This is a genomic window from Actinoplanes sp. CA-142083 (genome assembly GCF_050942195.1).
Classification (GTDB): domain Bacteria; phylum Actinomycetota; class Actinomycetes; order Mycobacteriales; family Micromonosporaceae; genus Actinoplanes.
Map to the genome: position 1 here is coordinate 8,205,360 of NZ_CP192076.1, position 24,880 is coordinate 8,230,239.

Below are 24,880 nucleotides of genomic sequence, written 5' to 3' on the forward strand. Positions count from 1 at the left end.
CTCAGTTCCCTCCAACAACGTGCCGATGCGGCCGGCTACCCAGCCCCGTGACAATCTCGTGCGGCAAGGTGCCGGCCCACGTGGCCCAATCAGCAACGGTCGGCTCGCCACCCAACCCCGGCCCGAACACAACCGCGACGTCCCCGACGCGAACGCCCTCTCCTGGGCCGGTGTCGACGACGATCTGGTCCATCGATATCCGGCCCGCAATACGGCAGCGACGACCACCCAGCAGCACCTCCCCGCGCGGCCCGGCGCTGCGCGGGAGCCCGTCGGCGTATCCGACCGGCAGCAACGCCAGCGTGGTGTCCCTCGGCGCTCGCCAGGTGTGGTCGTAGCCCACCGGCGTCCCCGCCACGACCCGCCGCACTTCGACGACCGGGGCGGTGAGCGTCATCGCCCCGCGCAGGACCGTGGTCCCCGAAGGGTCGATGCCAACCAGCCCCGCCCCCGTCCGAACCAGATCGAAGTGCGTGTCAGGCTCGGTCAACGTCGCGGCGGTCGCGGCAAGATGCCGCACCCGGGGGCGCAATCCCATCCCGTACGCGATCGCGACCCCCTCCCGAAACCGCCGCACCGCCGCCGGTGTATCCGGCCCCGCCAGGTGGCTCATCACCCCGATCACCGCGACCCGCCCGCGCAGCTCGGCCTCGCGCGCGGCCCGGCACAGCGCGAGCCATTCGTCCTCGGCAGCGCCGTCGCGGGCCATCCCCGTGTCAAGGTGCAGGTGAATCCGGGCCCCCGGCGGCATCGCCGCCAGGTGGGCAAGGCTGGGCACGGCGAGATCGACCCGTTGCCCCACCGCCGCCGCGAAGTCCGCACCGGGCGGGTTGAGCCAGCTCAGCATCGGCCCCTCAAGCCCCGAGGCTCGCAACGCCAGCGCCTCCCCCAGCCCCGTAACGCCAAGCCAAGTCGCTCCCGCACCCAATGCCGCGCGCGCCACGCCAACCGCCCCATGCCCGAACCCGTCCGCCTTCACCACGGCCATCACCTCGCCGCGAGCGCGGGCCACCAGCGTGCGCGTGTTGTCGGCCACCGCTCTTAGATCAACCGTGATCCGCGCCCCCGCCGGCGCGTCGAGTGCCGTCAGACTCACGCCGCTACCCGCTCGGTCGGCGCGGTCGGGGCCTTCGCGCTCACGCCGCCACCCGCTCGCCCACCGGCCCGTGCAGGGCTGCCGGCGCTCCGGTCATCAGCGCCCAATACCGGTCGCCGTAGCTCCAGTGCCACCACTCGGTCGGATAGTTCACCAGCTCCGCGCCACCCAGGACCCGGCCGAGCAGCATCCGGTTGGCCCGCGCCTCGACCCCCACATTGCCGGCCGCGAAGTAGCACGCCCCGCCCGACTCCTCCGGCGTGGCGTCGATCGGGGTTCCCATGTCGAGGTCCCCGTCCGGCCCCGCCAGCGTCAGATCGACGGCCGCGCCGGCCACGTGCGGCGCCACCTCGACCGGCGCCACGAACCGGCTGGTCAACCGCCGCAGCTCGGCCTCGGTCACCCCAGGGTCGGCGGCGCGCAGCTCCGCCGCGTACGCGTCAATGATCTCCGTTTGCCGCGCAAGCTCCCGATGCCCCTCCACCACCCGCAGCGAAAGCCCGGCGGGCAGCGCCTCCCGCGCCCACCCGAGCCGTTCGGCAAGGTCGGCCCGCACCCAGGCGCGCGCCACCCCGAACTCCGCCCCGAGCCGCACAAACGGAACCCCGGCATCCCGCACCGGCACGGCCGACACCCGGGGGTCGCTGAGAAGGATCACCATGCGGCCAAAGATCGCTTGGCCCACCACCCGCCCGCATCGTTCTCAGGTACCGCCGCCCTGTCCCCAGGTACCGCCGCATCCCACGCAAGGCATCCGTCCCCAGCCCAAGCACGGCGCCATCCATCCGAGCAGCAGTCCCGACGCCCGCGGCGCCGAGTCGGCCGGGCACGTGACCGACCGCCCGCGTAAGCGTCCGCCCGCGTGAGCTGGCCGCCCGCGCGAGCTGGCCGCCCGCGCGAGCTGGCCGCCCGCGCGAGCTGGCCGCCCGCGTGAGCTGGCCGCCCGCGCGAGCGCCCAAACCGCGCGACCGAGCGAGCGCCCGGCCGCGCCACCCAATGAACGCGCGGCCGTCAGACCGCGTCAGCGCCAGACCGCGTCAGCGCCGTGCCCGGGTCCGCCTGACGCTCGGCTGGGCGAGTATCCGACGCGCGAGCGTCTGAGCGCGCCCGGCCGCGCCACCCAGTGAGCGCGCGGCCGTCAGACCGCGTCAGCGCCAGACCGCGTCAGCGCCGTGCCCGGGTCCGCCTGACGCTCGGCTGGGCGAGTACCCGACGCGCGAGCGTCTGAGCGCGCCCGGCAGCGCAGACGCCCGTGCCCGCCCGGCCACACGCCGCCGGTGCCCGCCCGGCCGCGTGAGCGCCTGAGCACCCGACCGCGTCAGCACCCGACCGCGTCAGCACCCGACCGCGTCAGCACCCGACCGCGTCAGCACCCGACCGCGTCGGCACCCGACCGCGGGTGTCAGCCTCGTTCGATCAGGTGGCCGATGATCTGCGGGCCCATGATGACCGCGGCGCCGGAGCCGTCGCGGCGGGGGTCGGTGTCGGGGAGCTCGACCGGGTCGCCCGTGCTGCTCGCGCCGATGGGGCGCGGGCCGACCCAGGCCACCGCCAGGCGGGACTCGCCCTTGAGGAAGCGCTGGACGCGGACGCCGCCGGTGGCTCGGCCCTTCGCGGGGTAGGACGCGAACGGGGTCACCTTCACCTGGGTGCCGGTGGACGTGACCACCATGACCTCGCCGTGCTCGGTGTCGGTCGTGTTCACCACGTTGAAGGCGATGACCTCGGCGTCGGCCGAAAGGTTGATGCCGGCCATGCCGCCGCCCTTGAGGCCCTGCGGGCGCACCGTCTTGGCCGGAAAGCGCAGCATCGACGCGTCCGACGTGACGAACGCCAGCGACTCGTTGCCGTCCGTGAGCCAGGTGGCCTGGAGGACCTCGTCGCCGTCCTTGAGGGTGATCACCTCGAACTCGTCGGAGCGGACCGGCCACTCGGGGGAGCACACCTTGACCACGCCGTGCCGGGTGCCCATGGCGATGCCGGGGCTGCCGTCGGCGAGCGGCGCGATGCCGACCACCCGTTCGCCCTTTTCCAGCGGCACGATCTCGGAGGCCGACATGCCGCCGCGCAGCGACACCGTGCCGGATTGCTCGGGGAGGACCGGCAGGGTCAGCACGTCGGTCTTGAAGGCGCGGCCGCGGTTGGTGACCAGCAGGATGCGGCCTCGGGCCGTCGAGTGGATCACCGAGCGGACGGCGTCGTGCTTGACGCGGCCGGAGCGGCGGCGGGACGCCTCGGGCGCCTCCTCGCTCTCGGCGGCCGTGCGGGCGATCAGGCCGGTGGCCGAGAGGATCACCTGGCAGGGGTCGTCGGCGACCTCGAGCGGGCCGGCCGGCGCGGAGGCGGCGAGCACCTCCTTGAGGTCGCCGCCGATCAGCGTGGTGCGCCGGGGTGCCCCGAACTCCGACGCCACCTCGGCCAGCTCGTCGGACACGAGCTGCTTGAGCACGTCTTCGTTGTCGAGGATGCGGGACAGCTCGGCGATCTCGTTGCGCAGCCGCTCCTGCTCGGTCTCGAGCTCGATCCGGTCGAAGCGGGTGAGCCGCCGCAGCGGGGTGTCCAGGATGTACGTCGCCTGGATGTCGGAGAGGCTGAACTCCTGCATCAACGCCGCCTTGGCCGCGGCCGCGTCGTCGCTGCCCCGGATGATGGCGACCACCCGGTCGATGTCGATCAGGGCGATGAGCAGGCCGTCGACCAGGTGCAGGCGGTCTTCCCGCTTGGTGCGCCGGAACAGCGTGCGCCGGGTGACCACGTCGTAGCGGTGCTGGACGAAGACCTCGAGCAGCGCCTTGAGCCCGAGCGTCTGCGGCTGCCCGTCGACCAGCACCAGGTTGTTGATGCCGAACGAGCTCTCCAGCGGCGTCAGGCGGTACAGGTCGGCCAGCAGGGCCTGCGGGTTGACGCCGACCTTGCACTCGATCACCAGGCGGGTGCCGTGCTCGCGGTCGGTGAGGTCCTTGACGTCGGCGATGCCGGTCAGCCGGGCGGCCTGCCGCTGCCCGCGCTTCGGTCCGGAGACGATCAGCTTGCCCTTCACCTCGTCGGTGATGGCCTCGATGATCTTCTCGGTGCCGATACCGTACGGCAGTTCGGTCACCGTGATCGCCTGGCGCCCGCGTCCGCCCTCGAGCGGGCCCGTCTGCGCCTTGGCCCGCATACGCACCACGCCACGGCCCGTCTCGTAGGCCCGGCGCACCTCGTCGAGCCCGAGCAGGTGGCCGCCGGTCGGCAGGTCGGGGCCGGGCACGATGCGCATCAGCGTGTCGAGGTCGGCCTCGGGGTTGGTGATCAGGTGCCGCGCGGCCGCCACGACCTCGCCGAGGTTGTGCGGGATCATGTTGGTCGCCATGCCGACCGCGATGCCGGAGGTGCCGTTGACCAGCAGGTTGGGGAACGCGGCCGGCAACACCTTGGGCTCGAGGTCGTTGCCGTCGTAGGTGGCCTTGAAGTCGACAGTGCCCTCGCCGAGCTCCCCGACCAGCAGCATCGCCTCGCGCGACATACGCGCCTCGGTGTACCGCGCGGCGGCCGGGCCGTCGTCGGGCGAGCCGAAGTTGCCGTGGCCGTCGATCAGCGGCGCGTTGAGCGAGAAGTCCTGCGCCAGGCGGACCAGGGCGTCGTAGATCGCGACGTCGCCGTGGGGGTGGTACTTACCCATCACGTCGCCGACGACGCGAGCAGATTTCACATACGCCCGGTCGGGGCGGTGGCCCTGCTCGGACATCGACCACAGGATGCGGCGGTGCACGGGCTTGAGGCCGTCGCGCGCGTCGGGCAGGGCCCGCGAGTGGATGACCGAGTACGCGTACTCCAGGTACGAATCCTCGACCTCGGTCGTCAGCGGGTTGTCGATGACCCGGGCGCCCGCCTGGTCGAACGCGGACGGATCGACGCGGTTGTTCTCGTTCTTACGGCGTGCCATGAAACATGACCTCTCAGGCGTCGATCGTCTCTTCGTCGATGCGGCCCGCCGCCTCGATCAGCCAGTTCTTCCGCGGCTCGACCCGCTCGCCCATCAGCAGCTCGAGGGTGGCCTCGGCCCGCTCGGCGTCGTCCAGCGTGATGCGCCGGACGGTGCGGGTCGCCGGGTTCATCGTGGTCTCCCACAGCTCGTCGGCGTCCATCTCGCCGAGGCCCTTGAACCGGGGCACCGGCTTCTGCACCGACCGGCCGCCGCGTTCGATGCGGGAGACGGTCGCCTCCATCTCCTGCTGCGTGTACGTGAAGATCGTCTCGGAGTTGCGCCCCTTGGTGACAACCTTGTGCAGCGGTGGCATCGCGGCGAAGAGCCGGCCCTCCTCGATCACCGGTCGCATGTACTTGGCGAACAGGGTGATCAGCAGCGTGCGGATGTGGGAGCCGTCGACGTCGGCGTCCGCCATGATCATGACGCGGCCGTAGCGCATGGCCGGCAGCTCGAAGGTGCGCCCGGAGCCGGCCCCCAGCACCTGCACGATCGCCGAGCACTCGGCGTTGTCGAGCACCTGCTGCAGCGACGCCTTCTGCACATTCAGGATCTTGCCGCGGATCGGCAGCAGCGCCTGGTATTCCGAGGAGCGGGCCATCCGGGCGGTGCCGAGGGCGCTATCGCCCTCGACGATGTACAGCTCCGAGCGGGAGATGCCGGTGGCCCGGCAGTCGACCAGCTTGGGCGGCATCGACGCGCCCTCGAGGGCGGTCTTGCGCCGGGCCGCGTCCTTCTGCTGCTTCTGGGTGAGGCGGACGCGAGCGGCGTCCACCACCTTTTGCAGCACGGTGCGCGCCTCGGTCTTGGTCTTGCGGCCGTCGACCCACTCCTTGAGGTGGGCCTCGATCAGCGACTGCATCACCCGGGTGACCCCGGCCGTGGACAACTCGTCCTTGGTCTGCGAGGTGAACTGCGGCTCGGGTACCCGCACGTGGATGACCGCGGTCATGCCCTCGAGTAGGTCGTCGAGGACCGGCGGGTCCTCCTTGGGGCGTAGCAGGCCGCGGGTGTTGCGGATGGCCTCGGTGAGCGCCCGCACCAGCGCCCGCTCGAAGCCCTTACGGTGCGTGCCGCCGTGCACGTTACGGATCGTGTTGGTGAAGCACTCGATGGTGCGGTCGTACCCCGTACCCCAGCGGAAGGCGACCTCGATCTCGGCGCGGCGCTCCACGTTCGACTGCATGACGCCGTTGGCGTCGGCGGCGTTCTCCTTGTACGTCCCCTCGCCCGTCACCATCAGGATGCCGGAGACCGGCTTGTCGCCGGCGTGGGTGAGGAACTCGACCATGTCGGTGAGCCCGCGCGGGAAGTGGAAGGTCTCGGTGACCGGCTCCTCGGCGGTCTCGTCGCGCAGCGTGTACAGCACGCCGGGGACCAGGAACGCCGTGTTGCGCAGCTTGGCCCGGACGGCCTCGGCGTCGAGCCGGGCGCCGGTCTCGAAGTACCGCGCGTCGTACCAGTACCGGATCGAGGTGCCGGTGGGCTCGCCACGCTTCAGCTTGCGGGCGACGCGCAGGCCGGACTCCGGATGAAAACGGGAGGACGGTCCGGGGCCGTCGAAGACGCCGGGGGCGCCACGGTGGAACGAGATCTCGTGGACCTTGCCGTCGCGTTTCACCGTCACGTCGAAGCGCAGCGCCAGCGCGTTGACCGCGGAGGCGCCGACGCCGTGCAGGCCGCCGGAGGTCTTGTAGCCCGAGCCGCCGAACTTGCCGCCGGCGTGCAGGCGGGTGAGCACCAGCTCGACGCCGTTGAGCCCGGATTTCGCGTTGATGTCGGTCGGGATGCCGCGGCCGTCGTCGTCGACCTGGACCGAGCCGTCGGCGTGCAGGATCACGGCCACCTTGGTGGCGTAGCCGGCCACACCCTCGTCGGTGCAGTTGTCGATGATCTCGTTGGCCAGGTGGTTGACGCCGCGGCTGTCGGTGGAGCCGATGTACATGCCCGGGCGTTTCCGGACGGCGTCAAGCCCCTCGAGGTGCGTGAGGTCGTCAGCCCCGTACAGGATTTCCGCGGTCACGGTGGTGGCACATCCCATCGGCCCTAGGTGGTGGTCAATTCGCGGCGAGCCTACCGGGACCCTCCGACACTTCTTCGGCACCGAGCCGAGAGGCGGTCACGAAGATCCCGGATAATAACCGCATATACCCCAGGTGGTGAGCCACGACACCCCGGAAGGGTGGGCGCCGAGCGCCCCTACTCGGCACCCACCCCACAGAGTTGCCTCTTGCCGGCCGGGACCCGCTGCGGCTGCAGCGCGCGCCACAGGTCGAGCGGGTACGGCTTGCCGGCCACCCGCACCGGCGGCAACTCCTGATAGGCGATCAGCTCGTCGGTGACCGCCTGGGTCGCCGCGCACACGACGACCGTGTCGTGCGGCGCGTACGCCTGCAGCCGCGCGGCCGTCGAGACCACGCTGCCGCTGACCATCCCGTGCCCGAACTCCCGGGCGGCCGCGAGGTCGACGATCACGTCGCCGGTCGCGAGCCCCACGCGGGTACGTACAGCGAACCTGCCGGCCAGGAGCTGCCCCCTCAACGCCTCCTGGACCGACAGGCCCACCCGTACCGCCGAAGCGGCCGCCTCTGGACCGAACCCCCCCGGTCCGGCCCCGAACACCGCCATGACCGCGTCGCCCACGTACTTCTCGACCACTCCGCCGCCCTCGCGGACGATGTCGCACACGGTGGAGAAGTAGTCCCGCTGCAACGCGCGAACCACCGCACAATCAAGATCATCTATTAGTGAGGTAAAACCAACGATGTCGATGAACAACACCGTCACTGTCTGACGCCGCTCCTGCTCCGCCATAGCGATCGCGGTCATGTCTCACACTCCCCCAGATCAAAATGAGGTTTGTTCGCGACGGTGGAGACGCCGTCGCCTGCTCACTCCCGGTAGGTCGCGAACAAACCTCATTGCTTGCCCCGGGTGTGAACGGTGCCAGGCGCCGTCCACTTCTGGATCGTCAGAACGACGTATCTCTGACAGCCGGGGCTCCCGTCATTTTTGTGACGCAGAACAGACCGAACCGACGAGAACGTGCTAGGTCGATTCGCATTAGGCTGCCCTGCATGGCCAGCGACGAGGGGGACGACGGTCCGCTTGTCGGGCGCACCGACACGCTTGCCGATGTCCAGTCCGACCTGCGCAATGTCGGTCCTGGCGGTACAGCGGCGGTGTTCGTCACCGGCGAGAGCGGCGTCGGCAAGAGCCGGCTGCTGCGGGAGACCGCCCGGGCGATGGGTGACGCGGGTTACTCCGTGCTGTCCGGGACCTGCCTCGATATCGGCGATGCGTCCCCTTTGCATCCGGTTCTTCAGGCCTTGCGGCAATATCAGCCGGATCTTCAGCAGTGGGATCAGACCGCCGGCGCCGACGCGCTGCTCGACCGGGTGAGCCGTGACCTGCGCGCCGTGGCCGGCGACAAACACCTCCTCCTGGTTCTCGACGATCTCCAGTGGGCCGACCGCAGCACCCGGCAGCTGCTGCTCTACCTGCTCGCCGGCCTGGGCGGCATCCGCCTGTCGGTGCTGGCGGCGGTGCGCGCCGAGGCGCTGCACGGCGCCCACCCGCTGCGCCGCGTCCTGGCCGAGCTGCGCCGGCTGCGCTCGGTCAAGGTCGTCGACCTGGCCCCGCTCGACCGCGAGCAGACCCTCGAGCTGGTCAACGCGATCGCGGGCGGCATCGAGCCGGAGGACGCCGACCGCGTCTTCAAGCGCTCCGGCGGCAACCCGTTCGTGGCCGAGGAACTGGCCCGTGACCTGCGCGACGGCCGGGTCGAGCTGTCCGACACGCTGCGCGAGATCTTCCTGTCCCGGGTGGACGAGCTGCCTCCGGCGGCGCACTCGGTGGTGCACGCGGTCGCGGCCGGCGTCGAGCCGGTCGACCACCAGGTCCTGGCCAAGGTCACCAAGCTTGCCGAGGACGAGCTGCTCGAGGCGATCCGGGCCGCCGTGGCGCACCGGTTCGTGGCCAGCGCCACCGACGGCTATCGCCTGCGGCACCGGTTGGTCGCCGAGATCCTCGAGGCCGAGGTGCTGCCGGCCGAGGCGGCGGCGCTGCACCGCCGCTACGCGGAGGCGATGGAGGCGGGGGGCGTTGTCGATCACGCCCGTCTCGCTCATCACTGGCAGAAGGCGGGCGAGCCGGCTCGCGCACTGCCGTCGGTGGTCGCGGCCGCAAGAAGCGCCGAGAAGCTGTACGGGTACACCGAGGCGCATCGTCACTGGTCTCTCGCACTCGACCTGACCAGCGACGACGCCCCCGAGAGGACAGAGCTTCTCTCGCACGCCGCCGAGACGGCCCACCGCTGCGGCGAGCACCAGCGCGCCCTCGACCGGCTGTCCGAGCTGGCCCGCCACCCCGAGGCGCCGGCCGAGTGCGAGCTGCACCTGCGCCGCGCCCGCTACCTGGCCGCCGCGGGCCGCTCGGCCACCGCCGAGGTGGAGTACGAGCTGGCCCTGCGCGCGCCCGACTGCACCCCGCAGCAGCGAGTCTCGGCCGCGGCCAACCTCGCCGAGCTGCTCCTGCACCTGGGCCGCTACGCCGACGCGTACGAGCGGGCCACCGAGGCCCTCGATCAGGCCGCCGTGGGCTCCACGCAGGATCTGGTGCGCGCGAGTGCCGCCCTCGGCTTCAGCTCGGCCTTCCGCGAGGACCCCGATGCCGGCCTCGCGGTGATCCGGCACGCGGTCGACATCGCCGAGCGCTCCGGGCACCCCGACGACCTGGGCGTGGCCTATCTGCATCTGGCCGAGCTGCTGGCCGGCCCGCTCAACAACGTCGAGGAGGGGGTGCTCGTCGCCCGACGCGGCGCCGAGCGGCTGGCATCCCTGGGCGCCGGCCGCACGTACCAGACCCGCCTGCTGGCGATCGCCGGCAACGGCCTGTTCCGGGTCGGTCAGTGGGCCGAGGCCGACCAGGTCCTCGAGGCCGCGATGGCCCACCGGCCGTCCGGCGCCGACGCGGTCGAGCTGCTGCTGGCCCGGTGCCGCCTCTGGGTGGGCTTCGGCGACATCGACGCGGCCCATCGCGACCTCGACGCCGTGGCCACCCTCCTCGCCGGCGGCGGCGCCCGGCACGTGCTGCCGATGCTGACCCTGCGCGCCGGCCTGGCGATGTGGCAGGGCCGGCACGCCCACGCCCGCGCCGCGGTCCAGCGCGGACTCACCGAGACCCGCTCCGACGACCTGGTGCTGCTCGGCGTGCTGGCCTGGCACGGCCTGCGCGCCGAGGCCGAGGCCCGCGCGGCCGGCGAGCCGGTCGACCCGGGCGCGATCCGCCGCCTGCGCACCGTCGTCGACCGCATGGCCGAGGGTGTGGGCAGCGCCGCAACCCCGGTCCGAGCGGTGATCGACGGCTACATCGACCTGTGCCACGCCGAGATCAGCCGGGTCGAGGAGCGGCACGACCCCGAGCCGTGGCTGCGCGCCGCGAGCGCGTGGGACCGCCGCAACCAGCCCTATCCCGCCGCGTACGCACGGCTGCGCCGCGCCGAGGCGGCGCTGAGCCGCAAGAGCCGCAAGGCCCAGGCGGTCCTGGCGCTGCGGGAGGCGTACGCGACGGCGGTCTCCATGGGCGCGCGCCCGTTCGCCGCCGAGATCGTCTCGACCGCGCAGCGCTTCAAGGTCGCGCTGGCCGACGACGTCGACACCGTGCCGATGACCATGCCGGACGAGCAGGACGACGGCCTCTCGGTGCTGACCCAGCGCGAGCGCGAGGTACTCGCCGCGGTCGCCGAGGGCCTGACCAACCGGGAGATCGGCGAGCGGCTGTTCATCAGCGAGCGAACGGTCGGCGTACACGTCGGACACATCTTCGACAAACTCCAGGTACGCACAAGGGTGCAGGCCAGCCGGGTGTATCTCACCGCGGCGTGACCTTTTCGTTATCTACGTACGCGAGATACGTAGATCTACCGATCCCTGCGCGGGCCGCCGGTGGAAGGCTTCCCCTACGGGGGAGCACCGCCCGGCGGCCACCGCCGCCGGGCGGTGCTAGGGGGCCCTCCGAGTGATCAGCACCTGGAGGAAACCGATGACTCAGTCGGTCTGGGGTCCGGTGCGGCAGGAGATGTCCGACCTGCTGCAGTCGCACCCCGACGACGTGCCCGCCGTGGTCGATCAGCTGAGGAAGCTGCAGGACATCCTGGGCCGCGTGCCGCCCCTGCTGGGTGAGAACCCGCTCTGCGACTTCAACAAGCTGTACCTGACGATCACCGAGAGCGTGCTGGAGCGTCTCTACGCGGGCAAGTTCCAGGATCCGGCGTTCCTCGCCCGGCTCGACGTCGAGTTCGCGGCGCGGTACTTCGACGCGCTGCGCGCCTGGGCCGGCCCCGACGCCAGCCCGCACTGCCCGCGGGTCTGGTCCGGCCTGTTCGTCCGGATCCCCGGTCCGGACTGCCGGCCGCTGCCCGCCGCCTGCGCGGGGGTGAACGCGCACATCAACTTCGACCTGCCGTTCGCCTTGGTGACCACGTTCGACCACCTGGGCTCCGACCCGATCGACGACAGCGACCAGCACCACGACTACCTGCAGATCAACGAGATCTTCGCGGAGGCGATCCCGGGCCTGCGCCGCGGGTACCTCGACAAGTGGCAGCTGCTGATCGACACGATGAACGGCCGGCTCGACGACTGGTGGCAGGGCGAGGCGGTCGAGTACACCCGCAACGTCGCCTGGCGCAACGCGCAGAAGCTGTGGGGCATGCGCCACGACATGTCGGCCACCGACAAGGAGCGCGCCCACCTCGACCGGATCTCAGCCGACCTCGGAAAGCTGCTGCTTTCCCCGCTGGGCGAGTTCCTGCAGTAGGCATTACCGAGCGCCGCGGCCCGTCCCGGGGGAGACGGGCCGCGGCACCCACTACTTGATCGCGATCAGCCGGGCGTTGTTGGCGTCGCCGTCCTTGAGGCCGGCGATGCCGATCTCCGCGCCCGACTTGATCGCGGACTTCTCGACGGTCTTCTTGTCCTGCACGACCCGCAGCTTCTCGCCGTAGGCCCAGGTCAGCGTGAAGCCGTCGGTCGACTTCACGGTGATCTTGTCGGCCGCCACCGCGGTGACCGAGCCGCGCTGCACCACGACCGTCTTCGCGCCCTGCTTCTTGGTCTGGATCGTGACCTCGCCGTGCAGGGTGTTCCGGCGCAGGTACTTCCGCAGCGTCTTGCGCGGGGCGTCGCCGCTGCCCGCGTCCGCCGCCGGTGACGGGTCGTCGGCCAGTCCGGTCTCGAAGCCGACCTGCTGAAGCGCGACCGCGGCGTCCGCGACGTCGGAGGCAGCGTTTTCAGAAGCTGCGGTGTCGCCGCCACCGATGCCGCAGCCGCCGATGGCCAGCGCGCCGGCGATGCCGAGAGCCAAGAGGGTTCGTCTCATGGCAAAATCCTTCATCCCGTACGCGTGGGGAGCGTCAGGACAATGTTCGGGGAGGGTAAGGAAGTTCCACCGTGAACATCGCCCCGCCCTCGGGCGCGTGGCCGGCGGTGATCCGGCCGCCGAGGCGGGCCACCAGGCGCGCGGCCAGGGCCAGGCCGAGCCCGCTACCGACCTTGCGGGTGTCCCGGTAGCGACGGTTGAGCGCACCCCGCTGGAAGGCCACCTCGAGGTCCTCGTCGGTGAAGCCGGGACCGCCGTCGCGCACCTCGATCACCGCGGCGTCCGGGCCGGCGTGCACGGCCAGCACCAGCGGCGCGCCGGCCGGGACGACCCGCAGCGCGTTCTCGCACAGGCCGTCGATCACCTGCCGGATCCGGCCCGGATCGGTCTCGACCACGAGCGGCGAGGTGGGCAACTGGACCCGCAGCAGCGGCCCGTCCGGCCCGCAGCGGGCCGCCCACGCCTCCCCCGCCGCACGGATCAGCTCGACGACGTCGACCGGGACCACGTCGAGTGGCAGGTCGGCGGCCTCGAGGCGGGAGAGCACGAGCAGGTCGGAGATCAGCCGGTCCAGGCGCTCGGCCTCGGCGAGCATCGTGGATCCGGCCTTGGCGGCGTCCTCGTCCACCACCACACCGTCGGCCAGCGCTTCGGCGTACCCCCTGATGGTGGCCAAGGGCGTGCGGAGCTCATGCGAGACGGACAAGAGGAAGTCCCGCTCACGTCCCTCGGAGATCTGCAATGCGGTAGCGAGCTGGTTGATCGCGTCGGCGAGGTCGACCGCCTCGGTCGACCCGCGGCGCGGGATGCGCACGGACCTGTCCCCGGCGGAGAGACGGGCGGCCGCGCCGGCGGCCAGCCGGATCGGCCGCACGATGAACTGCGCCAGCAGCGCGCCCGCCAGGATCCCGCCGAGCAGGCCGGCGAGCATCGCGATCCAGGTGCTGCCGAGCACCCGGGCGGCGGTTCCGGTGGCGACCGGGCGGGTGAGGATCACGCCGCTGCGCTGGCCGCTCAGCGGACGGCCGACGATGAACGACGGGCGGCCCTCCACCGGGGCGCGGGTGTTGACCAGCGCGCCCGAGGCGACCTGCTGGATCACCCGGGGCGGCAGGCCGGACCGGTCGACCACGCCACGGCGTACGAGATAGACCTCGACGTCCTCGCCGCGCAGGTCCATCACGATGCGCTCGCGGGCCGCCTGCTTCTCGGTGGTCAGCAGCTCGACCGCGATCTTGCTCTGCTCGACCAGCTCGGCGCGGATCTGGGTGTTCACCGAGCGGATCGCCACCGGCACCGCGACCAGGGCCGTCACGATCACCGCGACCACCGCGGTCGCGGCCGTGACCAGCGCGACCCGGCCGGTCAGCGTGCGGAAGAAGTCACGCATCGGCGGTGTAGCCGACGCCGCGGACCGTGCGGATCAAGGACGCCGCGTCGCCCAGCTTGGCGCGCACCTGGGCGACATGCACATCGACCGTACGGGTGCCGGCCGCCGACGCGTAACCCCAGACGCTGGCCAGCAGCTCCTCGCGGGTGAAGACCCGGCCGGGCCGTTTGAGCAGGTGTCCGAGCAGGTCGAACTCGGTCGGGGTGAGGCTCAGCGGGGCGCTGTTCACCGTCACCTGACGGCGGCCGGGGTCCAGCGTGATCGGGCCCAGCGTCGTGGGCCGGTCGCCGTCCGGCGGTCCCCCGGCCCGTCGCAGCAGCGTCTTGACCCGGGTGACCAGCTCCCGCGGGCTGAACGGCTTGGTCACGTAGTCGTCGCCGCCCATCTCGAGGCCCAGGATCCGGTCCACCTCGTCGTCACGGGCGGTGAGGAAGATGACGGGCGTCCAGTCACCGTCCGCACGCAGACGCCGTACGATCTCGGTCCCCTCCAGGCCCGGAAGCGCGATGTCGAGGATGCAGGCCACCGGCCGCAGCCGCCGCGCGGCGGCCAGGCCGGCGGTGCCGTCGTGCTCCACGTGCACGCCGAAGCCGTCCCGGCTCAGATAGAGCCGCACCAGATCGGCGATCGGGCGCTCGTCCTCGACGACGAGGATCAGGCCCTTGGCGGGGGCGTCGGTCACGGCTCCATCATGCCCGGGGCGGCCGCCCGTCAGTGTTCGGGCAACGTAAGGCCACCGGTGCGGCGCCGGGCGAGGCCGCCCAGGACGGCGGCGGCCAAGCCGAGCACCACGGCCACATACCCACCGACTATCCCGTTGCCGGTGCCGGGACCGCCATCCGCGGTGACGACCACGAACCCGCCGACGACCAGGCCGATCACCCCGGCGACCAGAGCGGTCATCGACCTCCGGCGGCCGCCTCGGGCCAGGGCGAGCGCGCCGAGGATCACGCCGGCCAGTGCCACCAGGACGGCAGAGGTCGCCACGAGGCGGTCGGCGGTCAGATGCTGGGTGTACATGGGAATCTCCTCTCTTCGTTGCCGCCGATCGTGTACGCCGGACCCGCCGCTGGGCGTCGTGCCGGCGCGGACACTTCGCGCTGCCGTTCGCGCGGTAGCCGGCGTATCGGATACCACGCGCGCGGTATACGGGCTGCTTCGCTCGCACGACTCGCCCGGGGCGGGCGTCCGGCTAGGGTGCAGCCATGAGCAGGGCACGCGACTGGCTCATCGCCGCCGGGACCGCGGCGATCCTGGTGGTCGCCGGGGCGGCCGAGCACCGCCCGGCCACCGGCGCCGGGTTGCTGGGCTATGCGCTGCTGGCGGTGGGCGGACTGGCGCTCGTCACGCGCCGCCGTTTCCCGGTCGCCGTCCTTGTCATCACCGGGCTGTGCGCCTGGGGCTATCAGGCCATGGGTTTCGACGTGTTCGCGATCGCCTACCTGATCGCGGTGTACGCGGCGATGCGGGCCGGGCGCCGCTGGGCCACCGTCGCGGCGAGCGTGCTCATGCTGGGCACCCTTCCGCTCGCGGCCATGGTCTCGGGCCTGCCCGCGGGCGAGGCGTTCGCCCAAGCCCGGAGCGTCCTGGAGCTGGCCTGGCTGATCGCGGCCGGCGCGGCGGGCGAGGCGTTGCGGCAGGCCGAGCGCCGCGCCGACGAGGCCGAGCGCACCCGCGAGGAGAGCGCGCTGCGCCGCGCCGACGAGGAGCGGCTGCACATCGCCCGGGAGCTGCACGACTCGCTCACCCACCAGATCTCGGTGATCAAGATCCAGGCCGAGGCCGCCGTGCACCTGGCGCGGAAGCGGGGCGAGGAGGTGCCGGAAGGGCTGCTGGCGATCCGGGAGGCCGGCCGCGAGGCGTCCCGCGAGCTGCGCGCGACGCTGGAGGCGCTGCGCGACGACGAGAAGTCCGCGCCGTACGGGCTCGACCACGTTCCCGACCTGGTGCGGCGGGCCCGCACGACCGGCCTGGACGCCACCCTGACGATCGAGGGCCGCCGCGCGGACGTGCCGGCGGCGGTGGACCGGACCGGCTATCGGATCGTCCAGGAGTCGCTGACCAACATCGCCCGGCATGCCGCGGCCGCCTCGGCGTCGGTCCGGATCGACTACCGCCCCGACGCGGTGGCCATCCGGGTCGAGGACGACGGCCGGGCCACGCCGGCATCCGAGCCGGTGCCGGGGGTCGGCCTGCTCGGCATGCGCGAGCGGGTCACCGCCCTCGGCGGGCGCCTGCGCGCCGAGCCGCGCCGGGAGGGTGGCTTCCGCGTGCACGCCGAGCTGCCGGTGGGACGTACGTCGTGATCCGGGTCCTGCTCGTGGACGACCAGCCGTTGATCCGCAGTGGATTCCGCGCGCTGCTCGACGTCGAGGACGACATCGAGGTGGTGGCCGAGGCGGCCGACGGCAGCGCCGGCCTGGCGCTGGCCCGGCAGCACCGGCCGGACATCGCGCTGATCGACATCCAGATGCCGGTCGTCGACGGGATCGAGGCGACCCGGCGGATAGCGGCCGATCCCTCCCTGGCCGACGTGCACGTGGTGATCCTGACCAACTACGGCCTGGACGAGTACGTCTTCAACGCGTTGCGGGCCGGCGCGGCCGGGTTCCTCGTCAAGGACATCGAGCCGGAGGACTTCCTGCACGCCATCCGGGTCGCGGCGCGCGGCGACGCGCTGCTCGCTCCGTCGATCACCCGCAAGCTGATCGACCGGTACGTCACCCAGCCGCCGCGGACGGATCCCGGCCCGGCGTTCGGCGCGCTCACCAACCGCGAGCGCGAGGCCGTCGCGCTGGTCGCGGAGGGCCTGTCCAACGACGAGATCGCCGGGCGGATGGTGATCAGCCCGACGACCGCGAAGACGCACATCAACCGGGCGATGACCAAGCTGCACGCCCGCGATCGGGCGCAGCTCGTCGTGTTCGCCTATCAGTCGGGGCTCATGTCGTCGAGGTGACCGGCGGGAGGGTGCGGCCCGCCGGTCACCCCGCATTCTTGGAGAGCGCTCTCCAATCTGCGTTCCACTGTGCGGCTCCGGGCGGGCAAATGTCAATGGGCGTGTCTGATTTGCACGGGTTGCAGGGGGCGTCCGGACCGGAACCGTGGCGTTCTATTGACATGGTTGAAAGCCGGGCGTAACACTGCGCGGAATGACGGAGAGCGCTTTCCCCCGCTCCGCCGCTCTATCCCCGGGAGTTATCCGTGAACACGGCTTCCTCGTCGCCTCGCCACGCCTGGCGGCGCCTCATCCCCCTCCTTGTCCTGGCGATCATCGTCGCCTACGTCGCGGTGGCGCAGCTCGGCGCGCACGCCGCCGACACCCTCCTCTCGCAGGGCAAACCCACGACGGCCTCGTCCCAGGAGGGCGCCGACGTCGGGCCGGCCAACGCGACTGACGGCAACGCCGGCACCCGGTGGTCCTCGCAGTTCAGTGATCCGCAGTGGATCCGGGTGGACCTCGGCGCCACCGCGACCATCTCGTCGGTCGTGCTGCAGTGGGAGAGCGCTTACGGTAAGGCGTACCAGATCCAGACCTCCCCGGACGGCAACGCCTGGACCACCATCTACTCGACCACCACCGGCGTCGGCGGCACCGAGACGCTCACCGTGAGCGGCAGCGGGCGCTACGTGCGGATGTACGGTACCCAGCGTCCCGGCGGCTACGGCTACTCGCTGTTCGAGTTCAAGGTCTACGGCTCCACCGGCAGCACCCCGGCCGCGTGCGGCCCGGTCAACGCGGCCCAGGGCAGGGCGACCACCGCGTCGTCGCAGGAGGGCGCGGACGTGGCGGCGGCCAAGGCGACCGACGGGAACGCGGCCACGCGCTGGTCCTCGCAGTTCAGCGACCCGCAGTGGATCAGCGTTGACCTGGGCTCGTCGCAGGCGATCTGCCAGGTCGTCCTGCAATGGGAGAGCGCGTACGGCAAGGCGTACCAGATCCAGACCTCGCCGGACGGCAACGCCTGGACCTCGATCTACTCCACGAGCAATGGCGCCGGAGGCACCGAGACGCTCACCGTCAGTGGCACCGGCCGGTACGTGCGGATGTACGGCACCCAGCGTCCCGGCGGCTACGGCTACTCGCTGTGGGAGTTCAAGATCCTCACGAGCGGTGGCACGACGCCGACCACCCCGCCGACCACGCCGCCCACTCAAGACTTCACCACGGTTTGGCAGGACACCTTCGACGGTTCCGCCAACACCTCGCCCTCGGCGGCGAACTGGCTGCTGCGCACGGGAACGTCGTATCCGGGCGGCGCCGCGAACTGGGGCACCGGCGAGGTGGAAACGGCCTCGGCGAGCACCGCGAACGTCTCTCTCGACGGCGCCGGAAAGCTGAACATCAAGGCGATTCGCGACGGCGCCGGCAATTGGACGTCGGGGCGGATCGAGACGCAGCGGACCGACTTCGAGCCGCTCGCCGGGACGCAGACGAAATTCAGCGCGGTCCTCAAGCAACCCGATGTGGCGAACGGGCTGGGGTATTGGCCGGGATTCCGGGCCACCGGCGCGGCGTACCGCGGGAACTACAACAACTGGCCGGGCGTCGGCGAGACCGACATCATGACCGACGTCAATGGCCGTAGCCAGTTGTCGCAGACGCTGCATTGCGGCACGGCGCCCGACGGCCCGTGCGCCGAATACAACGGGCGCGCCTCGGGCCTGGCCAGCTGCGCCGGCTGCCAGACGGGCTACCACGAGTACGCGCAGGTGATCGACCGGACGAAGACCGACGAGGAGATCCGGTTCTACCTGGACGGGCGGCAGACCTGGGTGGTCCGCGAGTCGCAGGTGGGGGTCACGGCCTGGAACGCGGCCGTCCACCACGGGTTCTTCCTGCGCTTCGACCTCGGGATCGGCGGGTCGCTGCCGAACGCGATCGCCGGGCGCACCACGCCGACGGCCGACACGACCTCAGGTGGCGTGCTCAGCGTGGACTCGGTGACCGTGTCGCGGGCGACCGGTACGACGCCGGCGGCGATGACCGACCCGGCCACGCCGGGCGGGCCCAGCGTGGTGAAGGTGACCGGCACGCAGGGCAATTGGCAGCTGCAGGTCAACGGCGCCGCCTACCGGCTCAAGGGCCTGACCTACGGGCCGCCGCAGGCCGCCGCCGACGGCTACATGCGCGACCTGAAGAACATGGGCGTCAATACGATCCGGATCTGGGGAGTGGACGACGCCAATACGCCGACACTGCTGAACCGGGCCGCGCAGCAGGGCATCAAGGTGGTCGTCGGGCACTGGCTCAACCAGGGCGCCGACTATGTGAACGACACCGCCTACATGAACTCGGTGAAGGCCGAGATCGTGAACCGGGTCAACACGCTGAAGAACAATCCGGGCGTGCTGATGTGGGACGTCGGCAACGAGGTCATCCTCACCATGCAGGACCACGGGTTGTCCGCGGCCGAGGTCGAGGCGCGCCGGGTCGGGTACGCGAAATTCGTGAACCAGGTGGCGCAGGCGATCCACGCCGCCGACCCGAATCACCCGGTGACGTCGACCGACGCCTATACCGGCGCGTGGCCGTACTACAAGCAGTACGCCCCGGATCTGGACCTGCTCGCGGTCAACTCGTACGGCGCGATCGGCAACGTCTACAACGACTGGGTGGCCGGCGGATACACGAAGCCGTACATCGTCACCGAGGGTGGCCCGGCCGGCGAGTGGGAGGTGCCCAACGACGTCAACGGGGTGCCGACCGAGCCGACCGACATTCAGAAGCGTGACGGGTACGCGAACAGCGTCGCCGCCATCAACGCGCACCCAGGGGTGTCGCTCGGCGTGACCGAGTTCCACTACGGACTGGAGAACGACTTCGGCGGGGTCTGGCTGAACACCTTCACCGGCGGGTGGCGGCGCCTCGGTTACTACTCGCTTGCGCAGGCCTATTCGGGACAGACGCCGGCCAATACGCCGCCGGTCATCTCCTCGATGTCGGTGTCGAGCCCGACCGCGGTGCCGGCCGGCGGCACGTTCACGGTGAACGTGTCGGCCAGCGATCCGCAGAACGACCTGATCCGCTACAACTTGATGTATTCCGACAAGTACATCAGCGGCGGGACCGGTCTGACGAACGTCTCCTTCGTCGACAACGGGAACGGCTCGTTCACGGTCAAGGCGCCACAGTCCACCGGCGTGTGGAAGGTGTACGTCTACGCCTTCGACGGCCACGGCAACGTCGGCATCGAGCAGAAGTCGATCCGGGTGGTGCCACCCACCGTGCCGGGGACCAACCTAGCGAAGGGTAAAACCACCACCGCCTCGACCTACCAGCCGACCGGCACCAACGGCCCGCAGTTGCCGCAGTACTCCACCGACGGCGACTACGGCACGCGCTGGGCCAGCGAATGGGTCGACACCGCGTGGCTGCAGGTCGACCTCGGATCGACGCAGTCGTTCAACCACGTGCAGCTGGCGTGGGAGGCGGCGTACGCGACCGGCTACCAGGTGCAGACCTCCACGGACGGGTCGAACTGGACGACGATCTACTCGACGGCCGGCGGCGACGGCGGCTTCGACGACCTGAACATCTCCGGCTCCGGCCGCTATGTCCGGGTCAACGGGACAAGCCGGGCGACCGCGTACGGCTACTCATTGTGGGAGTTCGGCGTCTACCGCGGCTGAGACTCCCCCGGCCGGGGCGCTCCTTGTGGGGAAGGGGCGCCCCGGCTACTTCTGTCGTTCCATTTGGCGGCCTAGTCTGCCGGGACAGGCACAAACTGGAGGTCAGCCATGGACAAGGTCGTCCATTTCGAGGTGCCGTTCGACGACGGCGAGCGGGCCACGACGTTCTACCGCGAGGCGTTCGGGTGGCGGCTCGACTCGATGCCGCAGTACCAGTACACGATGGTCTCCACCACCGAGACCGACGAGCAGGGCCGCCCCAAGGAGCCGGGCGGGATCAACGGCGGAATGCTCGGCCGGCAGGGCCCGATCACCGCGCCCGTCATCACGATCGGGGTCGACGACCTCGACGACGCGCTCGCCCGGATCGAGAAGCTCGGCGGCAAGGTCGCGATCGGCCGGCAGCCGGTCGGCACCATGGGATTCAGCGCCTACTTCCACGACACCGAGGGCAACCTGATCGGCCTCTGGCAGAACGCTTAGCCCTGTACGTTGGATCGATGCGCGTGATGGTCTGGAATGTGTGGTGGCGTTTCGGCGGCAACTGGCGGCAGCGCGAGGAGAGCATTTCCGCGACCCTCGAGGCGTACCGGCCGGATGTGCTCGGCCTCGTCGAGAGCTGGTCGGGCGAGGGCACCGATCAACCCCACCGCTTGGCGGCCCCTTGCGGCATGTTCGCCGCTTGGGCGCCGTCGTCCATTCCCCCGATCGCGTACGACGAGGAGCCCGGCATCGGATTCGGGGTCGGCCTGCTGAGCCGGTGGCCGATCGTGGCCATCGAATCGCACGAGCTCCCCAATCCCGAGAAGGGTGGGCCGGTGCCGGTCGCGGTGCTCGCCACGCTCGACCATCCGCGCGGCCCGCTGCACGTGATCGTGTCCGGCAGCGAACCGGACGAGCGGTATGCCGGTGACCGTTTGGCGCAATGCCGGGAACTGGCGGCGATAGCGGCCGACAAACGGCTGGACGGTGCTTTACCCGTACTGTTGCTCGCTGATTTGAACGCGACCGCCGACCAGCCTCCGCTTGCCCCCTTGCTGGAGTCGATGGTCGATCTGTGGTCGGCGGCCGGCGCCGATCCCGGCGCCGTGACGTTCGATTCGGCCGTGCCCTACGCGCCGGCCGACGCGCCGCACCTGCTCGACCGGCGGATCGATCATGTGCTGGCGCGGCCCGGGCGGCCCGGTCAGCAGGTGCCGGTGCACGGCGCCTTCCTGGCCGGTGACCGCCCGTGCGACGGCGTCTACCCGTCCGATCACTACGCCGTGGGCGTCGACCTCGAACCGTGAGCCTTTTCGCAGCCGGAGAGTTCACAAGCGGCGGGCAACCTTGCCGATAGTGACCGGCAACGGAATCGCTACCCAGCAAAGGGGGACGGGAGATGGCTGTAGGTGGAGTCGGCTCCAATGCCCGCGTGGAGCTCCTTCGGTATCAGCGGCGGCTCGATGCGGACACCGCCGCCCGCGACACCGCGGCACGCGCCGTCGAGGAAGACAACGACGCGATCGCGCGGGCCAACAAGGCGGCCCGGCGGGAACTGCAGTCCCGCGGCAACAAGGGCAGCCTGGTGGATGTGACCGTGTAGTGAGTGGGCGCTTGCCCCGCTGAGTGGGCGCTTGCCCACTTAAGGTGGGGCAAGCGCCCACTTCAGTGGAAGACCTTCAGCCCCACCACGCCGGCCACGACGAGCAGCAGGCAGAGCAGGCGCGGCAGCGTCGCGGACTCACCCAGAGCGAGCATGCCGAACACGGCGGTACCGACCGCTCCGATGCCCACCCACACCGCGTAACCGGTGCCGATCGGGATCGTGCGCAGAGCGTAGGCGAGGCCGCCCATGCTGAGCGCAAGCGTCGCCAGGAAGGTCACGCTGGGGATCGGACGGCTGAAACCGGCGCTGCGATCGAGCGCGATCACCCAGGCGGTTTCCATGAGACCGGACAGGACAAGCACGACCCACGCCATGACGAGTCACCTCTTCGGCGGTCGTCTTGTCAGAGCCGGGTACGACGCGCACTCGTCCGGGATGTCCGCCGCTGCGGCATCGCTCCCCACCATAGCAAAAGAATTGCGGTGAGAGAGCGCTCCATCGAAGAGCGTTATTGTTACGGGAGTGTTGCCATCCATCAATATCGAATCGTTGACACCGATGGCCGGAAAAGTCAGACTCTCCCGCGTGAAACTGATTGCCCGAGTCCTGCTCGCCGGCCTGCTGGCGCTCGGACTCGCGGGCTGCCTCGCGGGTTGCCGGGACTCCGCTCCCGAGCCCGTCGACTCCCCCGCGGCGACCACGGCAACCCAGTTCGGCGGCACCGACCTCGCCTGGATCGAGATCAGCATCGCGATGGACGAGGAGCTGATCCCGCTGCTCCAGTTGGTGCCCGAGCGCAGCGGCAGCTCCGACGTGCAGGCCCTCGCCGCGCAGGTGCAGGCGTTCACGGAGGCCGAGCTCAGCGCCCTGCGCGCCCTGCACGACCAGGCCGGGCTCCCCGCGGTGAACCCGCACAAGGGCATGCCGATGCCCGGCATGGTCACGCCGCAGGAGGTCACCGACGCCTCGGCGCAGACCGGCAAAGACTTCGACAAGACCGTCCTCAAGGCGTTGCAGGCCCATCTCGAGCAGAGCCAGAACCTGGCCGGCAGCGAGGACAAATCGGGGGTCGAGCCGCAGACGCGCTCCCTGGCTCTGCAAGTGCTCCGCACCCGCGAAGTGGCGCTGGCCACCATAAAACAGCTGTCGTGAAAAGGGCGCCGCCCGGTCTATGGACGGCGCCCTTTTCCATTCGCGGTTACGGGAGCTCGTAATTCTCGTTGAGGGCGGCGCCGCGGTCCGGCTTGTACAGATCGAAACCGCGCGGGTCACACTGGAGACCGCCGTTGATGCAATGGGTGGTCAGCGCGGCCAGCGTCCGGACGTCCCAGGCGTTGAAGACGTCGTAGTGGAAACTGAACCCACGACCGCTCGAGAAGTGGACGTTGGCCATGTTCCCGCTGACCGGCCACGCCATCTTGAACTCGATCATCGGGACGGCCACCGGGTGGTCCATCGGGCAGACCCCCAGCACCGGGTAGGCCATGTGGGACTTGTGGTCGGGCGTGTCGAGGTGCAGGCCGTCCCAGCAGCTCGGGGCCTGCATACGCACGTTCAGCTGGGTGCCGGCCACGCAGTTCGCCGGGATATCCCAGTTATGGGAGAGGTCGCCGCACTCGAAGCCCTCGACGGCGCCGGGTGAATTGCGGAAGTCGTCGATCGTGGCGGTGGGGCTGCCGACGACGTAGCGCAGGCCCGGCGGGAACGGGCGCACGCTGCGGTAGTCGATCACGCCGCTCTTGTAGTAGATGACCTGGCGGCCGACCGGCTGCACGGCCGTGGTGCCGTTGAGCAGCGTCGGCATCCAGTAACCGGTCTTGTCACCGGGTGTGATGCACGAGGTGCCGCCCGACTGCAGGCTGTTGAGCGTGGTGCCGGCGTAGGTCGTCACGTTGCCCATGAACGTGTGCGAGTGCGAGGCGCCCGGCATGTTCGGGAACACGATCGGGTCGTCGTTCAGGTTGGAACGGCTCACCGAGCAGTTGGCCTGGAACTCGTGGTGCGTGGTCGGCGGGTTCGTGTCCGGCGGGACGGCCGTCGACGGGATCACCCCGGTGACCGGCGGGTTGGCCATGATGTAGCCGGGCCCGTCGCTCGCGGGCGGGTTGACCAGGCTGCCGTAGACCTTGAACTCGTACAGCGAGTAGCCGTAGCCGGTGCCACGCTGGGTGCCGTACATCCGGACATAGCGACCGGAGCCACTCACGGTGAGGGTCTCGGCGCCGCCGGCGCCATTGGTCTTGGAATAGATGGTGGTCCAGGTGCTGCCGTCGGCCGAGGTCTGGATCTGGTACGCCTTGGCGTAGGCGGCCTCCCACTGCAGCTGGACGGACGTGATCGTGGCGGTGCCGCCGAGATCGACGCGCAGCCACTGCGGGTCGCTCCAGGCGCTGCCCCAGCGGGTCGTGCCGTTGCCGTCGACGGCGGCGGCCGCCGGAGCGCCGCCGTTCTCGGTCGAGGAGGCCAGCGCGGGCCTGCCCTGCGAGAGGAGGGTGTCGGCGGCGTGGGCGGCCTGGACGCCCGCGATCGCCAGGGTGCCCGCGAGGGCGGCCACGGCGATCGAGGCGAGGATCGGTCTGCTCTTGAGTCTGGCTGGCTTGTTCACTCAGATCTCCACAGTTCTCCACGGGGATGGGGTATGCACCCGCCCAGTGCGGGGAACAACGGGCGGCGTGGTTTGGAGAGCGCTTTCCGAGTGTTACGCCTGGATGTCACACACGTCAATGCGCCCCGACGGTTCCGGAACCGCGCCGCCCGCCCATCCCCGCCGTTGATGAGTTCCCGCGCACCCCAAGCCGCAGCTCCTCAACGCCGCCCCGCGCTACA

Annotated in this window: 20 protein-coding genes and 1 riboswitch; of the genes, 9 read left to right on the forward strand and 11 right to left on the reverse strand. The window is 70.8% G+C overall.

Annotated features, from left to right (window positions below; all coding sequences use genetic code 11):
* Window position 1: 1 nt before the first annotated feature.
* The 5 genes from alr to ACQPZX_RS37580 all read right to left on the reverse strand — a co-directional run bounded on the left by alr (window position 2) and on the right by ACQPZX_RS37580 (window position 7,892).
* Window positions 2-1,096: an alanine racemase gene (gene alr / locus ACQPZX_RS37560; RefSeq protein ID WP_433366340.1), complete on the reverse strand. Its 1,095-nt coding sequence runs from the start codon at window positions 1,094-1,096 to the stop codon at window positions 2-4.
* A gap of 40 nt (window positions 1,097-1,136) precedes the next feature.
* The gene (locus tag ACQPZX_RS37565; RefSeq protein ID WP_433366343.1) at window positions 1,137-1,757 is read right to left on the reverse strand and encodes a M15 family metallopeptidase; all 621 of its coding nucleotides are present in this window, start codon (window positions 1,755-1,757) and stop codon (window positions 1,137-1,139) included.
* A gap of 741 nt (window positions 1,758-2,498) precedes the next feature.
* Window positions 2,499-5,021 carry a DNA gyrase/topoisomerase IV subunit A gene (locus ACQPZX_RS37570; RefSeq protein WP_433366346.1) on the reverse strand — a complete coding sequence of 841 codons (2,523 nt, stop codon included), beginning with the start codon at window positions 5,019-5,021 and terminating at the stop codon, window positions 2,499-2,501.
* Window positions 5,022-5,034: 13 nt separating this feature from the next.
* Window positions 5,035-7,104 (reverse strand): DNA gyrase/topoisomerase IV subunit B, encoded by a 2,070-nt coding sequence (locus tag ACQPZX_RS37575; protein WP_433366349.1) that lies wholly within the window; start codon window positions 7,102-7,104, stop codon window positions 5,035-5,037.
* Window positions 7,105-7,262: 158 nt separating this feature from the next.
* A complete protein-coding gene (locus tag ACQPZX_RS37580) occupies window positions 7,263-7,892 on the reverse strand; it encodes an adenylate/guanylate cyclase domain-containing protein (protein ID WP_433366352.1) in 630 nt (209 codons plus the stop codon).
* Between the two features lie 248 nt (window positions 7,893-8,140).
* On the opposite strand from ACQPZX_RS37580, the gene ACQPZX_RS37585 reads away from it, so the two are divergent.
* Window positions 8,141-10,948 (forward strand): helix-turn-helix transcriptional regulator, encoded by a 2,808-nt coding sequence (locus ACQPZX_RS37585; protein WP_433366355.1) that lies wholly within the window; start codon window positions 8,141-8,143, stop codon window positions 10,946-10,948.
* 157 nt (window positions 10,949-11,105) lie between these two features.
* Window positions 11,106-11,882, forward strand: a complete 777-nt coding sequence (locus ACQPZX_RS37590) for a DUF5995 family protein (RefSeq protein WP_433366357.1) — start codon at window positions 11,106-11,108, stop codon at window positions 11,880-11,882.
* A 51-nt stretch (window positions 11,883-11,933) separates the two neighbouring features.
* On the opposite strand, the gene ACQPZX_RS37595 is transcribed toward ACQPZX_RS37590, so the two are convergent.
* Genes ACQPZX_RS37595 through ACQPZX_RS37610 form a run of 4 tightly spaced genes read right to left on the reverse strand, consistent with a single transcriptional unit; the run spans window position 11,934 to window position 14,853 of the window.
* The gene (locus ACQPZX_RS37595; RefSeq protein ID WP_433366360.1) at window positions 11,934-12,443 is read right to left on the reverse strand and encodes a hypothetical protein; all 510 of its coding nucleotides are present in this window, start codon (window positions 12,441-12,443) and stop codon (window positions 11,934-11,936) included.
* 34 nt (window positions 12,444-12,477) lie between these two features.
* The gene (locus tag ACQPZX_RS37600; protein ID WP_433366363.1) at window positions 12,478-13,833 is read right to left on the reverse strand and encodes a sensor histidine kinase; all 1,356 of its coding nucleotides are present in this window, start codon (window positions 13,831-13,833) and stop codon (window positions 12,478-12,480) included.
* On the reverse strand, window positions 13,826-14,515 hold the full coding sequence (locus ACQPZX_RS37605) for a response regulator transcription factor (protein WP_433366366.1): 690 nt from the start codon (window positions 14,513-14,515) through the stop codon (window positions 13,826-13,828). The genes ACQPZX_RS37600 and ACQPZX_RS37605 overlap by 8 nt, the downstream gene beginning before the upstream one ends.
* Window positions 14,516-14,544: 29 nt before the next feature.
* Entirely contained in the window at window positions 14,545-14,853 is a 309-nt protein-coding gene (locus ACQPZX_RS37610) for a DUF6223 family protein (RefSeq protein ID WP_433366369.1), read from the reverse strand.
* A gap of 185 nt (window positions 14,854-15,038) precedes the next feature.
* Between ACQPZX_RS37610 and ACQPZX_RS37615 the strand changes: the two genes are divergently transcribed.
* From ACQPZX_RS37615 to ACQPZX_RS37640, 6 genes are all read left to right on the forward strand, one after another.
* A complete protein-coding gene (locus ACQPZX_RS37615; protein WP_433366372.1) occupies window positions 15,039-16,139 on the forward strand; it encodes a histidine kinase in 1,101 nt (366 codons plus the stop codon).
* The gene (locus ACQPZX_RS37620) at window positions 16,136-16,792 is read left to right on the forward strand and encodes a response regulator (protein ID WP_433366375.1); all 657 of its coding nucleotides are present in this window, start codon (window positions 16,136-16,138) and stop codon (window positions 16,790-16,792) included. Before ACQPZX_RS37615 ends, ACQPZX_RS37620 begins: the two co-directional genes overlap by 4 nt.
* A gap of 245 nt (window positions 16,793-17,037) precedes the next feature.
* Entirely contained in the window at window positions 17,038-20,466 is a 3,429-nt protein-coding gene (locus ACQPZX_RS37625) for a galactose-binding domain-containing protein (RefSeq protein ID WP_433366378.1), read from the forward strand.
* A gap of 108 nt (window positions 20,467-20,574) precedes the next feature.
* Complete coding sequence (locus ACQPZX_RS37630; RefSeq protein ID WP_433366381.1) at window positions 20,575-20,949, forward strand: VOC family protein; 375 nt, start codon at window positions 20,575-20,577, stop codon at window positions 20,947-20,949.
* Window positions 20,950-20,966: 17 nt separating this feature from the next.
* Window positions 20,967-21,755 carry an endonuclease/exonuclease/phosphatase family protein gene (locus ACQPZX_RS37635; RefSeq protein WP_433366384.1) on the forward strand — a complete coding sequence of 263 codons (789 nt, stop codon included), beginning with the start codon at window positions 20,967-20,969 and terminating at the stop codon, window positions 21,753-21,755.
* Window positions 21,756-21,880: 125 nt separating this feature from the next.
* Entirely contained in the window at window positions 21,881-22,051 is a 171-nt protein-coding gene (locus ACQPZX_RS37640) for a hypothetical protein (RefSeq protein ID WP_433366387.1), read from the forward strand.
* Between the two features lie 62 nt (window positions 22,052-22,113).
* On the opposite strand, the gene ACQPZX_RS37645 is transcribed toward ACQPZX_RS37640, so the two are convergent.
* Window positions 22,114-22,428 carry a DMT family transporter gene (locus ACQPZX_RS37645; protein WP_433366389.1) on the reverse strand — a complete coding sequence of 105 codons (315 nt, stop codon included), beginning with the start codon at window positions 22,426-22,428 and terminating at the stop codon, window positions 22,114-22,116.
* A gap of 14 nt (window positions 22,429-22,442) precedes the next feature.
* A riboswitch (guanidine-III (ykkC-III) riboswitch) is annotated at window positions 22,443-22,511 on the reverse strand.
* Between the two features lie 128 nt (window positions 22,512-22,639).
* Between ACQPZX_RS37645 and ACQPZX_RS37650 the strand changes: the two genes are divergently transcribed.
* Window positions 22,640-23,206 carry a DUF305 domain-containing protein gene (locus tag ACQPZX_RS37650; protein WP_433366392.1) on the forward strand — a complete coding sequence of 189 codons (567 nt, stop codon included), beginning with the start codon at window positions 22,640-22,642 and terminating at the stop codon, window positions 23,204-23,206.
* Window positions 23,207-23,252: 46 nt separating this feature from the next.
* On the opposite strand, the gene ACQPZX_RS37655 is transcribed toward ACQPZX_RS37650, so the two are convergent.
* Window positions 23,253-24,659: a DUF1996 domain-containing protein gene (locus ACQPZX_RS37655; RefSeq protein ID WP_433366395.1), complete on the reverse strand. Its 1,407-nt coding sequence runs from the start codon at window positions 24,657-24,659 to the stop codon at window positions 23,253-23,255.
* Window positions 24,660-24,880: the final 221 nt, after the last annotated feature.

What these genes read in the sequence shown, in the direction of transcription:
- ACQPZX_RS37565 (WP_433366343.1), bottom strand. Translation starts at nt 1,757, where the DNA reads ATGGTGATCCTTCTCAGCGACCCCCGGGTGTCGGCCGTGCCGGTGCGG.
- ACQPZX_RS37570 (WP_433366346.1), bottom strand. Translation starts at nt 5,021, where the DNA reads ATGGCACGCCGTAAGAACGAGAACAACCGCGTCGATCCGTCCGCGTTC.
- ACQPZX_RS37575 (WP_433366349.1), bottom strand. Translation starts at nt 7,104, where the DNA reads ATGGGATGTGCCACCACCGTGACCGCGGAAATCCTGTACGGGGCTGAC.
- ACQPZX_RS37580 (WP_433366352.1), bottom strand. Translation starts at nt 7,892, where the DNA reads ATGACCGCGATCGCTATGGCGGAGCAGGAGCGGCGTCAGACAGTGACG.
- ACQPZX_RS37585 (WP_433366355.1), top strand. Translation starts at nt 8,141, where the DNA reads ATGGCCAGCGACGAGGGGGACGACGGTCCGCTTGTCGGGCGCACCGAC.
- ACQPZX_RS37590 (WP_433366357.1), top strand. Translation starts at nt 11,106, where the DNA reads ATGACTCAGTCGGTCTGGGGTCCGGTGCGGCAGGAGATGTCCGACCTG.
- ACQPZX_RS37595 (WP_433366360.1), bottom strand. Translation starts at nt 12,443, where the DNA reads ATGAGACGAACCCTCTTGGCTCTCGGCATCGCCGGCGCGCTGGCCATC.
- ACQPZX_RS37600 (WP_433366363.1), bottom strand. Translation starts at nt 13,833, where the DNA reads ATGCGTGACTTCTTCCGCACGCTGACCGGCCGGGTCGCGCTGGTCACG.
- ACQPZX_RS37610 (WP_433366369.1), bottom strand. Translation starts at nt 14,853, where the DNA reads ATGTACACCCAGCATCTGACCGCCGACCGCCTCGTGGCGACCTCTGCC.
- ACQPZX_RS37615 (WP_433366372.1), top strand. Translation starts at nt 15,039, where the DNA reads ATGAGCAGGGCACGCGACTGGCTCATCGCCGCCGGGACCGCGGCGATC.
- ACQPZX_RS37630 (WP_433366381.1), top strand. Translation starts at nt 20,575, where the DNA reads ATGGACAAGGTCGTCCATTTCGAGGTGCCGTTCGACGACGGCGAGCGG.
- ACQPZX_RS37635 (WP_433366384.1), top strand. Translation starts at nt 20,967, where the DNA reads ATGCGCGTGATGGTCTGGAATGTGTGGTGGCGTTTCGGCGGCAACTGG.
- ACQPZX_RS37645 (WP_433366389.1), bottom strand. Translation starts at nt 22,428, where the DNA reads ATGGCGTGGGTCGTGCTTGTCCTGTCCGGTCTCATGGAAACCGCCTGG.